Source organism: Bradyrhizobium sp. CCBAU 53351, from assembly GCF_015291745.1.
In the GTDB taxonomy this organism is placed as follows: Bacteria; Pseudomonadota; Alphaproteobacteria; order Rhizobiales; family Xanthobacteraceae; genus Bradyrhizobium.
On sequence record NZ_CP030059.1, the window covers coordinates 4,004,267 to 4,019,958 of the forward strand.

At 66.3% G+C, this 15,692-nt stretch carries 12 protein-coding genes; 8 read left to right on the top strand and 4 right to left on the bottom strand.

Going from position 1 to position 15,692, the window contains the following annotated elements:
* The first annotated feature begins 22 nt into the window (after positions 1 to 22).
* Positions 23 to 703 carry a leucyl/phenylalanyl-tRNA--protein transferase gene (gene aat / locus XH83_RS18785; protein WP_194402300.1) on the top strand — a complete coding sequence of 227 codons (681 nt, stop codon included), beginning with the start codon at positions 23 to 25 and terminating at the stop codon, positions 701 to 703.
* A 7-nt stretch (positions 704 to 710) separates the two neighbouring features.
* Here the strand turns inward: aat and XH83_RS18790 are convergent, their stop codons facing one another.
* Positions 711 to 1,745 carry a DUF2155 domain-containing protein gene (locus tag XH83_RS18790; protein ID WP_194402301.1) on the bottom strand — a complete coding sequence of 345 codons (1,035 nt, stop codon included), beginning with the start codon at positions 1,743 to 1,745 and terminating at the stop codon, positions 711 to 713.
* Between the two features lie 206 nt (positions 1,746 to 1,951).
* On the opposite strand from XH83_RS18790, the gene XH83_RS18795 reads away from it, so the two are divergent.
* Complete coding sequence (locus tag XH83_RS18795) at positions 1,952 to 2,899, top strand: alpha/beta hydrolase (RefSeq protein WP_194402302.1); 948 nt, start codon at positions 1,952 to 1,954, stop codon at positions 2,897 to 2,899.
* Positions 2,900 to 2,912: 13 nt separating this feature from the next.
* Positions 2,913 to 3,917, top strand: coding sequence for a Na+-dependent transporter (locus XH83_RS18800; protein WP_194402303.1), 1,005 nt, complete (start codon positions 2,913 to 2,915; stop codon positions 3,915 to 3,917).
* Here the strand turns inward: XH83_RS18800 and XH83_RS18805 are convergent.
* Complete coding sequence (locus XH83_RS18805; RefSeq protein ID WP_194402304.1) at positions 3,914 to 4,852, bottom strand: GlxA family transcriptional regulator; 939 nt, start codon at positions 4,850 to 4,852, stop codon at positions 3,914 to 3,916. The genes XH83_RS18800 and XH83_RS18805 overlap by 4 nt on opposite strands.
* 95 nt (positions 4,853 to 4,947) lie before the next feature.
* Between XH83_RS18805 and XH83_RS18810 the strand changes: the two genes are divergently transcribed.
* Positions 4,948 to 5,634: a DJ-1/PfpI family protein gene (locus XH83_RS18810; RefSeq protein WP_194402305.1), complete on the top strand. Its 687-nt coding sequence runs from the start codon at positions 4,948 to 4,950 to the stop codon at positions 5,632 to 5,634.
* Between the two features lie 410 nt (positions 5,635 to 6,044).
* Here the strand turns inward: XH83_RS18810 and XH83_RS18815 are convergent, their stop codons facing one another.
* Positions 6,045 to 6,452 (bottom strand): NADH:ubiquinone oxidoreductase subunit NDUFA12, encoded by a 408-nt coding sequence (locus tag XH83_RS18815; RefSeq protein WP_194402306.1) that lies wholly within the window; start codon positions 6,450 to 6,452, stop codon positions 6,045 to 6,047.
* Positions 6,453 to 6,693: 241 nt separating this feature from the next.
* Here XH83_RS18815 and XH83_RS18820 point away from each other — a divergent pair, with 241 nt between their 5' ends.
* From XH83_RS18820 to XH83_RS18830, 3 genes are all read left to right on the top strand, one after another.
* Positions 6,694 to 7,314, top strand: coding sequence for a BA14K family protein (locus tag XH83_RS18820; protein WP_194402307.1), 621 nt, complete (start codon positions 6,694 to 6,696; stop codon positions 7,312 to 7,314).
* A gap of 244 nt (positions 7,315 to 7,558) precedes the next feature.
* A complete protein-coding gene (locus tag XH83_RS18825) occupies positions 7,559 to 7,975 on the top strand; it encodes a response regulator (protein WP_194402308.1) in 417 nt (138 codons plus the stop codon).
* Entirely contained in the window at positions 7,972 to 10,212 is a 2,241-nt protein-coding gene (locus XH83_RS18830; protein WP_194402309.1) for a CHASE3 domain-containing protein, read from the top strand. Before XH83_RS18825 ends, XH83_RS18830 begins: the two co-directional genes overlap by 4 nt.
* Here the strand turns inward: XH83_RS18830 and XH83_RS18835 are convergent.
* Complete coding sequence (locus XH83_RS18835) at positions 10,209 to 11,105, bottom strand: DMT family transporter (protein ID WP_194402310.1); 897 nt, start codon at positions 11,103 to 11,105, stop codon at positions 10,209 to 10,211. The two genes, XH83_RS18830 and XH83_RS18835, sit on opposite strands and share 4 nt — an antisense overlap.
* A gap of 797 nt (positions 11,106 to 11,902) precedes the next feature.
* Between XH83_RS18835 and XH83_RS18840 the strand changes: the two genes are divergently transcribed.
* A complete protein-coding gene (locus tag XH83_RS18840; RefSeq protein ID WP_194402311.1) occupies positions 11,903 to 15,673 on the top strand; it encodes a vitamin B12-dependent ribonucleotide reductase in 3,771 nt (1,256 codons plus the stop codon).
* Positions 15,674 to 15,692 lie beyond the last annotated feature (19 nt).

The window sequence follows — 15,692 nt, forward strand, 5'->3', positions numbered from 1 at the left end:
GATCCTGCTATGGTCGCGAACCATGACTTCGCGCGACTCCGCTCCGTCTGAAATCACCCCGGCCGTGCTGCTGCGCGCCTATGCCTGCGGCATCTTCCCGATGGCGGAAAGCGCCGACGATCCGACACTGTTCTGGGTCGAGCCGGAATTGCGCGGCGTCATCCCCCTCGACGGATTTCGCGTCGCCTCGCGGCTCGCGCGCACCGTGCGCTCGGACGTCTTTCGCGTCACCGTCAACACCGCGTTCAAGGCGACGATCGCGGGCTGCGCCGCGCCGCAGGAAGGGCGCGAGGACACCTGGATCAACAAGCGCATCCGCGACCTCTATGGCGGCCTGTATCAGCTCGGCCATTGCCACAGCGTCGAGGCCTGGCAGGGTGAGGATCTCGTCGGCGGCCTGTATGGCGTCAGCCTGGGCCGCGCCTTCTTCGGCGAGAGCATGTTTCACACCGCGCGCGATGCCTCGAAGGTCGCACTGGTGCATCTGGTCGCGCGGCTGATCCATGGTGGGTTCGAGCTGCTCGACACGCAATATGTCACGGAGCATTTGAAAAGCTTCGGCGCGGTCGAGATCTCGCGGCGGCGCTATACCGCCCTGCTCGACAAGGCGCTGGCCGGCGAGCCCGGCGATTTCCTCAGGCTCTCACCCGGCGACGCGATCCCGGGCGCGCGCGCGCTCGAGATCATCGCTTCTCGACAATAATCCAGACTTACCGGCTACCAAACCCGGGGATACCGAACAGACCCGGCCGCTGCTCCGGCGGCGGGGGCGGCGGTGGTGCCGGCTGCTGCTGCTGGATCGGCGGCGGAGGCTGCGGCGGACGCTGCTGCACCTGCTTCGGCGCGGCCTTCTTCTGCGCGGGCGGCGGTGGAGGGGCCGGCTTGGTCGCGGGATCCGGCGCCGCGGTCGCGATGGTCTGCTGCGGCTCTTTGCAGTCGGTGAGCCAGATGTCGTAGATCGGGTGCTCGACGCCATGCAGGCCGGGGCTTGCCGCGTACATCCAGCCCGAGAAGATGCGCTTCACCTCGCCCTGCAAGGTGATCTCGTCGACCTCGACGAAGGCGTCGGTGTTGGTGGCCTCCGTTGCCGGCCGCGTGTAGCAGGCGTCGGTCTTGACCCTGAGCGCGCCGAACTGGACGGTCTCGCCGATCTCCTCGTCGAAATTGATGATGCGTCCGGTGATCTTGTCGAGGCCGGAGAAGGTCGCCTTCTTGTTCACGATCTTCTGCGCCGGCGGCTCGGTGACGACCTCGTCGCCCGGCTGCAGGCTTGCCGGGGTCTGCGGCACGGCGCCGGGAGCGCCCTTCTGCTGCGGCTGACGCTGGCCGGGCGCACCTGGCTGGGCACCGCCCGGCGGCGCGACCGCCACGGGCGGCTGGTTCGGCGGAGCGACGGTGGAGCCCGGCGGCGGCGCCAGCGGCTGGCTCTCGACTGGTCCCGGCATCACATTGCCCTGCCGGCCCGGCGGCGGAGGCATCGGGCGCGACGGCAGCACGCGGCCCTGCGGCGGCAGCTCCGGCACCTCTTCGTCGTCGTCGGGAATCTGCTGCGGCTGCGGCTGGCCGCGCGGAATTGTGCCGGGCGGCCGCATCGGCGGCGGATCGGAAAAGATCGTGCCGATTTGCGCCTGAGCCGGCGTCGCAACCGTCAGCGCGGTGGCGGCCAAAAGCGCCGCAAGACCTGTCAGGGTAATGGTTCGAAACATCTCGCGCGGCTTCAACAGCGAATCGGGCTTGTTGGACATTCTACAGGGGTTACCGCCGCTCGCAGGCCATCCGGTTAACACGGCGAATACGGCGGGGGAAGGGCGGCAACCCTGCCCTTCCCGGCCCCATCTGGCCAGACCGGCACCTGAATGGGATAGTCGCGGAGCCCCTCGCGGGGGCGCAGAGGCGGGCATCCCCCTAAAATGCAGCCAACCATAACCAGAAACCTCCCGAGGTCGCTCCCATGCCCGTCGTGCTCGATCCCGATGCCGCCGCCGTCTACAAGGCCTTCCAGGAGGCCGGCCGCCCCGCCTACGAGACCCTGACCGCACCGGAGGCCCGCGCGTATTATGCGCAGGCGCGCTTTGCCACCAATCCTGACGCGCCCGAGCTCGCCCGCGTTGAGCCGCTCTCGATCCCGGCCCCGCACGGCGCCATTCCCGCCCGCCTGTATGTTCCCAAGGAGCCGCGCCGGCACGACGGCCTGTCGCCCGCGCTAGTGTTCTTCCATGGCGGCGGCTGGGTGATCGGCGACCTCGACTCCCACGACGTCGTCTGCCGACAGCTCGCGGTCGAAGGCGCGCTGGTCGTGATCTCAGTCGATTACCGCCTCGCGCCCGAGCACAAATTTCCCGCCGCGGCCGACGACGCGATCGCCGCAACCAGATGGGTTGCCGCCAACGCGCGCGAGCTCGGCATCGACGCGTCCCGGCTGTCGATCGGAGGCGACAGCGCCGGCGGCAATCTCACCGCCGTCGTGGCGCTCGCCGCGCGCGACGCCGGCGGGCCTGCACTCGCGGGCCAAGTGCTGATCTATCCCGCCACCGATTTCGCCCTCACCCATGGCTCCCACAGCGAGCCCGAGACCAGCGTGCTGCTGACGCATTCGGTGATCCGCTGGTTTCGCGACCATTATCTGAACGGCGCCGCCGACATCCACGATTGGCGCGCCTCGCCGGCGCGTGCGCAAAGCCTGGCGGGCCTGCCGCCGGCCTATGTGCTGACCGCGGGCGCCGATCCCTTGCGCGACGAAGGCAACGAATACGCCGCGCGCCTCAAGCAAGCCGGCGTTCCCGTGACGACCAGGCATTATCCCGGCCAATTCCATGGCTTCTTCACGATGGGCAAGCTGTTGCGAGAGGCCAATGTCGCCGTCGGCGAGATCGGCGCATGGCTGAAGGGATTGGGCTGAAACGCCGTCCCGCATGGCCTCTCCACTGCAATCCATCTCCGCTCTCCCGGCGCGCGTCCTGACCTGGCTCGGCAGCCAGGGCACGCGCGGCGTCGCCGCCATCGTGTTCATCGCGGCCGCAGTGCCGCCGCTCGGCGCATTGCTGCGTCCCTATCTCACCGAGGCTATTCTCTGCCTGCTCTGCATCTCCTTCATGCGGGTCGACCTGGCCGCGCTGTACAGCCACCTGCGCCGGCCGGCGCTGGTTGCGACAGCGACCGCCTGGACCACGATCGGCGTGCCGCTGATCGTCGGTCTGATCGCGCACGCAACCGGCCTCACGGCGCGCGCGCCCGGACTGTCGCTCGCACTGATGCTGCAGAGCATGGCCTCGCCGATGATGGCCTCCCCAGCCCTCGCCGCACTGATGGGTCTCGATGCCACGCTGGTGCTGATCACGCTGGTGACCTCGACCGCGCTGGTGCCCTTCACCGCCTCGATCTTCGCCGGCCTTTTCCTCGGCGACATGCTGAGCATCACCCCGCTGACGCTGGGCCTGAAGCTGCTGGGCATCCTCGCCACGTCGCTACTGGCCGCCACGATCATCCGATGGATCTTCGGCGCGGAGGCGATCCGGCGTCACAAGACGCCGATCGACGGCCTCAACATCATCATCCTCTTCATCTTCGCCGCCGCGATCATGGGCGACGTCGTGAGCGACCTCCTCGCACAGCCGCTCTTCACCCTCAGCCTCGCAGCTCTGTCCTTCGCGATCTATTTCACCCTTCTCGCGATCACCACGCTGCTGTTCCGCCGCATCGGCACCGAGCGCGCGCTGGCGCTCGGACTGATGGTGTCACAGCGCAATCTCGGCCTGATGCTGGCGGCAACCGCCGGTGTATTGCCACCCACCACCTGGCTCTATTTCGCGATGACGCAGTTTCCGATCCACCTTGCGCCGTACCTGCTGATGCCGATCGCGCGGCGGCTGACGGCGCGCGCGAAGGCCTCCGGCTCTCCCGCAACCAGCGCGCCCTAACTGGTCCTTGCCGCGCGCCGTAGCGCCTGCGGCGGCTGGCCGAAGGCGCGGATGAAAGCGCGGCGCATACGCTCGGGATCACGGAATCCCGTGGCTTCCGCAACGAGCTCGATCCCCTCGCGCGACGACTGCACGCGCTCGCGCGCGACCTCGAGCCGGAGCCGCTCGATCGCCTTCGACGGGGTCGTGCCGGTCTCGGCGGCGAAGGCGCGGGCGAAATGCCGCGCGCTCATGCCGGCGCGATCGGCGAGGTCCTCCACCGTCAGTGGTGCGTCGAGATTTTCGCGCGCCCAGGACAACAGCGCGCCGAAGCGGCCGTTCGGCGTCTTCAGCTCCAGCAGCGAGGAGAACTGCGACTGGCCGCCGCTGCGGCGATGATACAGCACGAGGTGGCGTGCCGCCTCCTGCGCGATTTCCTCGCCGAGATCTTCGGTCACCATGGCGAGCGCAAGGTCGATGCCTGCGGTGATGCCCGCCGATGTCCACACATTGCCGTCGCGGGTGAATATCTGGTCCGGCTCGAACTTCACCTTGGGATAGCGCGCGACGAAATCGCGCGTGCGTCCCCAATGCGTGGTGGCGCGGCGGCCGTCGAGCAGGCCCGCCTCGGCGAGCACATAGGCGCCCGAGCAGACGCTCGCGACGCGCACGCCGCGCTTTGCCAGCCGCTGCAGGAAGGCGCGCGTGACCTCGCAGCGCGCAGCATCAGCAACGCCCACACCGCCCGCGATCACCAGCGTGGTGATGGCATTCGCCGACTTGAAATCGCGCGCCATCATCTCGACGCCGGAGGAGCTGCGCACAGGTCCCGCATTCAGCGCCAGCACCCGCAGCGCCAGCGGCTTGCCGGCGCAGCGTGCCGCGACCTCGAACACCGAGATCGGGCCGGCCGCATCGAGCAGCTGGAAGTCCGGGAAGATCAGAATGCCGATCATGGGCGATGTCCGAAATAGTGGGAATTATGCCATTTCAGACACGAAGGCAGCATGCCAGTCTTCGCTCGTCAAGCTCATCTTTGGAGAACTCGCCGATGTCGTCACCGCTCCAGATCGGTCTTCTGATATTTCCGCGCGTCACCCAGCTCGACTTCACCGGTCCCCTGCAGGTGTTCGCCATGGTGCCCGGCGCGAAGCTGCATTTGATCTGGAAGCGGATCGAGCAGGTCGCAAGCGATTCCGTGCTGACGCTGACGCCGACCACGACGTTCGCCGAGTGCCCGCAACTCGACGTGATCTGCGTGCCGGGCGGCGGCGGCACCAACGACCTGCTGGGCGACGAGGAAGTGCTCGACTTCCTGCGCAAGCAGGCCGAGGGCGCGAAATATGTCACCTCCGTCTGCACGGGATCGCTGGCGCTCGGCGCCGCCGGCCTGCTCAAGGGCTACCGCGCCGCGACCCATTGGAGCGCGATGGAGATGCTCAGCCAGTTCGGTGCCACGCCGACCAAGTCGCGCGTCTGCATCGACCGCAATCGCATCACCGGCGGCGGCGTCACCGCCGGAATCGATTTCGCGCTGACACTGGTGTCGATCCTGATCGACCGCACCACGGCGGAAGCGATCCAGCTCCAGATGGAATACAACCCGGCCCCGCCGTTCAATTCGGGCTCACCCGATACGGCACCGGCCGAAGTGATGGCCCTGCTGCGGGAGCGCGGCGCGCAAAATCAGGCGCGGCGGCTGGAGGCGGTGAAGCGCGCGGCCGAGCGGGTGACGTAGTCCGTGTCCCGGACGCGGAGCAGCGTGCAACGCTGCTCCGCAGCGTCCGGGGCGCGAGATCTGGCGCAAGCTGCCAACAGAAAAAGGCCGCTCGGTTTCCCAAGCGGCCTTTCCTGTCTTACGGCGGCTGCACATTCACATCGGGCGATGTCGGAGCTTCCAGACCGGGGGCCTATCTCCCGATCGAGTCCTTCCTCGGCGGCCGCTGCATCTCGGGACAGTCGCGAACTGTTGCCCGAACCGAACGCAATGGTCTCCCATCTCCGTAAGATGGGATCATTGAGCCGCACGGCTTGCGCTGTGGCAATGTCGGCGCAGACGCCTTCCCCGCTGTTCCCGTTGTTCACAGCAAGCGGCAGCGGATGCGCATGCATCCAGTTTGACGATGGAGATCGCGCCGGCCGGGAGGCCTAGCCAGGCGTCCAGGGCTGATAGTCGCCGGTCGCCTTCGGACGCTTGCCGCTGGCGAGGGTCGATCCCGAGGGACGGTAGGCCATCGCCGTGCCGGTGAGATTCGGCTGGTGCGGCTTCTCCCACTCGCGCGGCTGATAATTGGCCTCGGTCGGCGGCACGTCGACGACGTGATGGATCCAGCCGTGCCAGGACGGTGGGATCCGGCTCGCTTCGGCATAGCCGTTATAGACCACCCAGCGCCGCTCGAAGCCGAGGGTCGGATCGACCACCCCGCCGCGGGTGCGATAGTAGAGATTGCCTTGCTCGTCCTGGCCGACCAGCTCCCCGTACCGCTTGGTCCAGAGTTGGGTGCCAAAAGTCTGGCCATTCCACCAGGTGAAGAGCTTGAGGAAGAACTGTTTCATGCGGCAAGGGCCCTGCTTCGTCGGGCCCTGATGCCATCCGGGCGGCGAAATGTCCAGTTCGACGGGCGGCGGTGCCTGCCTCAAATGCGGGGCCTCGACCCCGGCGCCGCCGCAAATCGGACGCGATCCGTTCATGCCCGGTACAGCGGTTGCGAGAGAGGCTCCCATTCACGCGCAAACCGGCGTGATCCCAGGAACCCCAGCCCCTTCATAGGGTTTGCTTCCGGGAAAGGAGTTTATCATGAACAGTCTGAGAGTTTTGAGTGCCGCCGCAACGCTGGCGCTCGTTCTACCCATGAGCTCACCGAGCTTCGCGCAGAACCCTGGCCCCCGTAGTGTCGGTGGTATCTCAGCCGGCGGTGGCGGCGGTGGCGGCGCTCACTTCGGTGGTGGCGGCGGTGCACGCATGGGCGGCGGCGCAGCGATCCACGGCGGCGGCGGCAATTTCGCGGCCGGCCTGGCGGCGCGTCCGAGCGGCGGCAATTTCATAGCGAGCCCGGGGCCCCGCACCGCCGTCTCGCCGTCGTTCGGCGGCAGCCGCGGCGTCGCGACGGCCGGCAACTGGCAAGGGGGAAGCAACTGGAGCGGTCGCCACTGGCACCATCGTCATGGCGGCGGTTTCTGGCCCGGCTTCGCGGCAGGCGCGGCGATCGGCGGCGTAGGCTCGTACGCCTATTACGGCGGCGGCTATTACGATGATCCCTATTACTATGGCGACAGCTACTATGACGAGCCATCAGTGGCAGTGGTTCCCGACAGCGGGGGTGACTCCTCGGCCTATTGCGCGCAGCGCTACAAATCGTATGACCCGGCTTCGGGCACCTATCTCGGTTATGACGGTCAACGGCATCCCTGCCCGTAACCATTCCGACCGTGCGTGAAGGAAGGCGTCGCAGCGCTGCGACGCCTTTTTCGCGCAGCACGTGCATATCGATGCTGTAGCCCGCGGCGAGCCCGTCGCCCGCGATGATACGTACATATGAATCCAAATGGACCTGTATGCATCGCACCGTGCATATCTACGTTGATCCAATCCAAAATTGACCCGGCACACGATTCGCGGATATCACCAATCCCAGTGGGGACTTCGATTACTGGGAAGTGTCATGCCGCGTATTCTCGTGGTTGATGACGATCCGATGGTCGGCGCGACCATCGAGGTCCTCCTCCAACGTCAGGGCTTCGACGTCACGCTGGCCGACGGTGGTGAAACAGGACTGGCTGCGCTGGAAGCGCAAGCCTTCGAGGTGATGCTGGTCGACATCTTCATGCCGCACATGCGCGGCTTCGAGTCCATCCGCATTTTCCACGAGCGCGCACCAGCTACTCCGCTGATCGCGATGTCCGGTTACGCCTTCGCATCATCCGCCTCGCCTTCTCCCGATTTCCTCCGCATGGCGCTGGAGCTCGGCGCAACGCGCTGCCTGCGCAAGCCGTTCACGCCGGAAGCGTTGCTGACCACGATCCGGGAATGCCTCGCGGGCGAGAGCGCACAGCCGAAGGACAAGAAAGAAGCCCCTTGATTCCAACGCAGCGCGTCATTCTGGGTGCCGGACTTGCCATCCTCCTGATCATCACCGCGGCCTCGATCGCCCTCGACGTCAAGTCGCGGTCCGATGCGGCGTGGGTCCATCAGACCGTCCAGGTGCAGAAGAATATCTCCGATCTGCGCGTGCTGCTGCGCCGCGCCGAGAGCGCCGCGCGCGGCTTTGAGCTCTATCGCAATCCAGCCTTCAGCAGCGAATTCGACTCCGTTCACGCCCAGATCGCGCCGGCCCTCGCCGAGCTCAAGCGCAGCGTGCGCGACAACCCCGATCAGGTCGCGCTGCTGGAGGGTACCGAGCCGCTGGCGCTGCGCCGCGTCGAGATCGCCGCGACCGCGATGCGCCTGCGCGCCGCGAACGACGAGGCCGGCATAGCCGCGCTCAACGGCAAGGCCGAGGGCCGTGGCCTGATGGACACGGTGATGGCCAATCTCGACCGTCTGAGCGCGGAGGAAGAACGTCTGCTCGCCGTGCGCTCCCAGGATTCGCGTCGCAACGGCATCGTGCTGCTCGGCATCGACGTCGCCGGCGCGATGGTGATCCTTCTGCTGGTCGTGATGGTGATGCGTGAGGGCCGACGCACGGAGGTCGCGCTCAAGAGCACGCTGATGGAGACCACAGCCGCCAAGGAAGCGCTTGCCGCGGCGGTGGCCGAGCGCACCGAGCATCTGGTCACCGCACATGACGAGCTGCGCCTGTCGGTCAACGTGCTGCAGAGCACGTTCCACAGCATGGCGGAGGCGGTGCTGGTCATCGATACCGAAGGCAATGTCCTGCTGTCCAATCCGGCCGCCGAGCGCATGCTGCTGCATCGGACCGGCATGAACCTGCGCAATCTGCGTGCGATGTCGGACGTGTTTCACGGCGACGGCGTCACGCCGATGAAGGCCGACGAGCTGCCCTCGGTGCGCGTGCTGCGCGGCGAGAAGTTCGAGGACCTGGAGATGATCGTCCGCCCGCACAGCGGCAATCCTCCCCGCCATCTCATGGTCAGCGGCCGGCCGATGCTGGACGGACAAGGCGAGATTTCCGGCGCTGTGCTGGTCTATCACGACGCGACCATGTCGCGCGAGACCGAGCGGCAGCTGTACCAGTCGCAGAAGCTGGACGCCATCGGCAAGCTGACAGGCGGCGTCGCGCACGACTTCAACAACATGCTGACTGTGATCTCCGGCAACACCGAGACGCTGGTGGAAGGCCTGAAGCAGCAGCCCGAGCTGCAGCGCGTGGCGCGGCTGATCGACGATGCCGCCGAGCGCTGCGCCGAGCTGATCCAGCATCTGCTCGCCTTTGCGCGCCGGCAGCCGCTGCAGCCGCGCAACGTCGAGATCAACGCCGCGATCGCCGACATCGCAAAGCTCTTGCGTCCCACCCTCGGCGAGCAGATCCAGATCGAGACAGTGCTGGAACAGGGACCGATGACCGCGCATATCGACCCGTCCCGGCTCACCAATGCCGTGCTCAACATGGCGATCAACGCGCGCGACGCCATGCCGAACGGCGGCAAGCTGCTGCTGGAGACCCACCGCGTCGTGCTGGACGAGGCCTATGTGCAGGCCCATGCGGACGTGGCGGCCGGCCCCTACATCATGCTCGCCGTCAGCGACACCGGCACCGGCATGACCATCGAGACCCAGCACAAGGCGTTCGAGCCCTTCTTCACCACCAAGGAGGTCGGCAAGGGATCCGGCCTCGGCCTCTCCATGGTCTATGGCTTCGTCAAGCAGTCCGGAGGCCACATCAAGATCTACAGCGAGGAAGGCCACGGCACCACGATCAAGCTCTATTTGCCGCCGGGCGAAGGCACGACGGAGATCGCCGCCGCCGCCGCGCCGCAGGCCGAAGGCGGCGCCGAGACCATCCTCGTCGTGGAGGACGACAATCTCGTGCGCAACTTCGTCACAGGGCAGCTGCAGAGTCTCGGTTACAAGACCGTGGCCGCGCCCGACGGCAAGGCCGCGCTTGACTTGATCGCGGCCGGCCAGACGTTCGACCTGCTGTTCACCGACGTCGTCATGCCCGGCGGCATGAGCGGACGCGAGCTCGCCGACGAAGTGGTCAAGCTGCGGCCGGGCGTGAAGGTGCTCTACACCTCCGGCTACACCGACAACGCCATCGTCCATCACGGCAAGCTCGACGACGGCGTGCTGCTGCTGACCAAGCCGTACCGGAGAAACCAGCTCGCGGAGATGATCCGGAAGGCGCTGGGCCCCTAACGCGTCGCCAGCACCACCGCGGCCAGCGTGAACACCAGCGCGGCGATCTGCCCTGCCCCGAGCGGCTCGCCCAGCGCGATCGCGGAGGCGACGACGCCGATCACCGGCACCGCCATGGTGCCGATCGCTGCCACTGATGCCGGCAGCCGGGCAAGGGCCGCGAACCAGCTGACATAGGCGATGCAGAACTGCACCACCGTCGAATAAACCAGGAGCCACCATCCGGCCGGCGTCACCTTGGACAGATGCGTGGTCTCGACCAGCAGGCCGATGATCGAGATCGGCAGGCAGCCGATGCCGATCTGCCAGGCTGCGGCCGTGATCGGCGGCAGGTGGATCGGGTACTTCTTGGAGAACACCGTGCCGACGGCAAAGCCCAGCGCGCCGGCGAGCGCCATGACGATGCCAGGAAGCTTCTCGACGCTGGCGGCGATGCCGTTGCCGCCCATGATCGAGGCAAGGCCGACGAAGGCCATCACCAGCCCGAGCGTACGGAGCAGCGTCGGCCGCTCGCCCAGCACCGGCCAGGCGATGATCGAGGCCCAGACCGGCATGGTGTAGGCGATCAGCGCCGCCTCGCTGGCGGGCAGCCAGAGCAGCGCCAGCCCCATCAGCACCATCCAGCCGGTGACGTTGAGCACGGCGGCGGTGAGCAGGCGCGGCCAGATCCCCGAATCCACACGCAAGCTCTGCCGGCGCAGAATCGCCAGCGCAGCGAGCAGGAGCGCGCCCAGCACCCCGGTCACGCCGCGCAGCGTCAGCGGCGGCAGCTCCGAGAGCAGGAATTTCGTGACCGGCCAATTGAAACCCCAGCCGATCGAGGTGATGGCGAGGAACATCAGGCCGGCCGGAGCGATGCGCGGTCGCGACACCGGCCTGGTCGAATCAAGCATTGGGGGTATCCGGCAAAATCGAGCGTCAGCTTGGCGCGGATTCGCGCAGCCCACCACCACCTCGGCGGGCATGCCTGCCCTCACCTTCCGTAGGGCTACGTGAGTCCTGCTGACGCAATCCCTTCGGCCAAAAATATACCTGCCCTGTGAACAGCGGGATGAAGCATCTGCAGCATCACCGAATGCAAATTTTTTCGGTTGGGAATCTCTGAGGACTCACTGATACTTGGGCACACAACAGGCGCGGCACCGACCCCTGTTATCCCCCACAATCCACCATATTTAGTATTTGATTCAGGAACCCGCACTAGTTCTTGACGGGCGCAACGGAGAGTCCTAGCTTTCGGTCCGTTCGGCGCGAGTGAGTTTGCGTCCCGCCGGCACTCCCCTAAAGGGTCTCGCAAATCTTCACCTCCGTCGGCCAGCCAAAGGCAGCGGATGAGGGCTTGTCTGCCCGCGAAAGGCAGACTCTTCGGGCGCCGAACGGGCCGACAACAGGCTCGGATGGCAGATTTCACGCTGGTGCAAACCGGCACCTGCGTGAAGTGAGAGACGTTGTGACGGTGGGGCGTTGAACGCGTGTCGGGCTCATCCCCTTGGGGGCGGATGGGCCTGGGCATGCCGGCGGGTGATCGGTGCGCGCATCGAACCACCGCGTCGGGAGAACAAGGGCCGGGTCCACCGGCTGAACTGCGGTTGCCAAAGGCCGAACGGGCCGAAGGCGCCGCGAAACGAAATGTCGACCGGCAGGCCTGAACGGAGGCTGGACCGGTCAAACTTAAGGACGGGGCAAGACGATGCGGATTGAGCGGCGCCACACCACGGTAGGACAGTCACCTTACGCCGGGATCGATTTCCGGCTGACCACGTCGGAGATCAGGAATCCCGACGGCTCGGTCGTGTTCAAATTGGACGGCGTCGAGGTCCCGACCGAGTGGTCGCAGGTCGCCTCCGACGTGCTCGCCCAGAAGTATTTCCGCAAAGCGGGCGTTGCCGCGCTCCTGAAGAAGGTCGAGGAGGAATCCGTCCCCTCCTTCCTGTGGCGTTCCGTGCCCGACACCGACGCCCTCGCAGCCCTGCCCGAGAAAGAGCGCTATGTCAGCGAGCTCTCGGCCAAGCAGGTGTTCGACCGCCTCGCCGGCTGCTGGACCTATTGGGGTTGGAAGGGCAAGTATTTCTCGACCGACGAGGACGCCCAGGCCTTCTACGACGAGCTGCGCTACATGCTCGCGATGCAGATGGTCGCGCCGAACTCGCCGCAATGGTTCAACACCGGCCTGCACTGGGCCTATGGCATCGACGGCCCCGGCCAGGGCCATTATTACGTCGACCCCTTCACTGGCAAGCTGACCAAGTCCAAGTCGGCCTATGAGCACCCGCAGCCGCACGCCTGCTTCATCCAGGGCGTTGGTGACGACCTCGTCAACGAAGGCGGCATCATGGACCTCTGGGTCCGCGAGGCCCGCCTGTTCAAATACGGCTCCGGCACCGGCTCCAACTTCTCCCGCCTGCGCGGCGAAGGCGAAAAGCTCTCCGGCGGCGGCCGGTCGAGCGGCCTGATGAGCTTCCTCAAGATCGGCGACCGCGCCGCGGGCGCGATCAAGTCGGGCGGCACCACGCGCCGCGCCGCCAAGATGGTCGTCGTCGACGTCGACCACCCCGACATCGAAACCTATATCGACTGGAAGGTGAAGGAGGAGCAGAAGGTCGCCGCCCTCGTCACGGGATCCAAGATCAACCAGAAGCACCTCAAGGCGGTGCTGAAGGCCTGCGTCAACTGCGAAGGCTCGGGCGACGATTGCTTCGACCCCGAGAAGAACCCGGCGCTCCGCCGCGAGATCAAGCTCGCGCGCCGCAGCCTCGTGCCTGACAATTACATCAAGCGCGTCATCCAGTTTGCCAAGCAGGGCTACAAGGACATCGCGTTCGACACCTACGACACCGACTGGGACAGCGAAGCCTATCTCACGGTCTCCGGCCAGAATTCCAACAACTCGGTCTCGCTGAAGGACGACTTCCTGCGCGCGGTCGAGACCGACGGCGACTGGAATCTGAACGCCCGCACCTCCAAGAAGGTGACGAAGACGCTGAAGGCGCGCGACCTCTGGGAGAAGATCGGCTACGCCGCCTGGGCCTCGGCCGACCCGGGCCTGCACTTCAACACCACCATGAACGACTGGCACACCTGCAAGGCGTCCGGCGACATCCGCGCGTCGAACCCGTGCTCGGAATACATGTTCCTGGACGACACCGCCTGCAACCTCGCCTCGGCCAACCTGCTGACCTTCTACAACACCGAGACCAAGCGCTTCGACGTCGAGAGCTATGAGCATCTCTGCCGGCTCTGGACCATCGTGCTCGAAATCTCGGTGATGATGGCGCAATTCCCGTCGAAGGCGATCGCCGAGCTCTCCTACGAGTTCCGCACGCTCGGCCTCGGCTACGCCAATATCGGCGGCCTCCTGATGACCATGGGCCTGCCCTATGACTCTAAGGAAGGCCGTGCGATCGCCGGCGCGCTGACCGCCGTGATGACCGGCATCACCTACAAGACCTCGGCCGAAATGGCGGCCGAGCTCGGCACCTTCCCCGGCTACAAGAAGAACGCCGCGCACATGCTGCGCGTCATCCGCAACCACCGCCGCGCCGCGCACGGCCAGTCCAACGGCTATGAGGCGCTGTCCGTCAACCCGGTGCCGATGGACCTCGTCTCCTGCCCGCAGGCTGACCTCGTCAGCCACGCGCAGGCGGCCTGGGATGCGGCGCTCGAGCTCGGCGAGCAGCACGGCTATCGCAACGCCCAGACCACGGTGATCGCGCCCACCGGCACGATCGGCCTCGTCATGGATTGCGATACGACGGGCATCGAACCGGACTTCGCCCTTGTAAAATTCAAGAAGCTCGCCGGCGGCGGCTACTTCAAGATCATCAACCGCGCGGTTCCCGCGGCGCTGCGCGCGCTCGGCTATCGCGAAGCTGATATCGCGGAGATCGAGGCCTACGCCGTCGGCCACGGCTCGCTCTCCAACGCGCCCGGCATCAACGCCTCGACCCTCAAGGCCAAGGGCTTCACCGATGAAGCCATCGCCAAGGTCGAGAAGGCGCTGCCGACCGCCTTCGACATCAAGTTCGCCTTCAACAAGTGGACCTTTGGCGAGGATTTCATCCGCGACCAGCTCGGCATCGGCGCCGAAGCCATTGCGGCTCCGGGCTTCGACCTCCTCCAGGCCGTCGGCTTCACCAAGCGCGAGATCGAGGCGGCCAACGTCCACATCTGCGGCGCGATGACGGTGGAAGGTGCTCCGCACCTCAAGGCCGAGCACTATCCGGTGTTCGACTGCGCCAATCCCTGCGGCAAGATCGGCAAGCGCTATCTGTCGGTCGAGAGCCACATCCGCATGATGGCAGCTAGCCAGCCCTTCATCTCGGGTGCGATCTCCAAGACCATCAACATGCCGAACGACGCCACGGTGGAGGACTGCAAGTCCGCCTACATGCTGTCGTGGAAGCTCGCGCTGAAGGCCAACGCGCTCTATCGCGACGGCTCCAAGCTCTCCCAGCCGCTCAACTCGCAGCTCATCAGCGACGACGAGGACGAGGACGATGCGGTCGAGAGCCTCTACGAGAAGCCGATGGCGGCGCGTGCCACGCAGGTCTCGGAGAAGATCGTCGAGAAGCTGGTCGAGCGCATCATCGTGATGCGCGAGCGCGAGAAGATGCCTGACCGACGCAAGGGCTACACCCAGAAGGCGGTCGTCGGCGGCCACAAGGTCTACCTGCGCACCGGCGAATATGACGACGGCCGTCTCGGCGAGATCTTCATCGACATGCACAAGGAAGGCGCCGCGCTCCGCTCCTTCATCAACAATTTTGCGATCGCGGTCTCCCTCGGTCTGCAATATGGCGTGCCGCTCGATGAATACGTCGATGCCTTCACCTTCACCCGCTTCGAGCCGGCGGGCCCCGTGCAGGGCAACGACAGCATCAAGTACGCAACCTCGATCCTCGACTACGTCTTCCGCGAGCTCGCGGTGAGCTACATGTCGCGCTTCGACCTCGCCCATGTCGATCCCAACGAGACCGGCTTCGACGCGCTCGGCAAGGGCGTCGAGGAAGGCAAGGAGCCGGACGAGGACGGCGGCCACCACGCCACCCGCCTGGTCTCGCGCGGCCTCACCCGCTCCCGGACCGACAACCTCGTCGTGATGCGCGGCGGCAGCGCCGCAGTCACCCAGGGCAACGACAGCGCGCCCTCAGGCGGCAGCAAGGTCACGGCGATGGCGGCCCACGCCACCAGCGCCCGTGTCGGCGATGCCCTCGAAGGCGCCGTCGCCCTGAAGCAGGAAGTCCAGCACGACCTCTCGCCGACGGAGAAGCTGGAAGCCCTGCAATGGAGCAAGGCCGGCAGCGCCGCCACCGCCGTCCCCAGCAAGGCCGAGCGCCGCGCGGAGGCCAAGGCCAAGGGCTACGAGGGCGAGATGTGCTCGGAGTGCGGCAACTTCACGCTGGTTCGGAATGGCACATGCATGAAGTGCGATACTTGCGGCAGCACGACGGGGTGTAGCTGATATCAACAGCGCAAGCCGC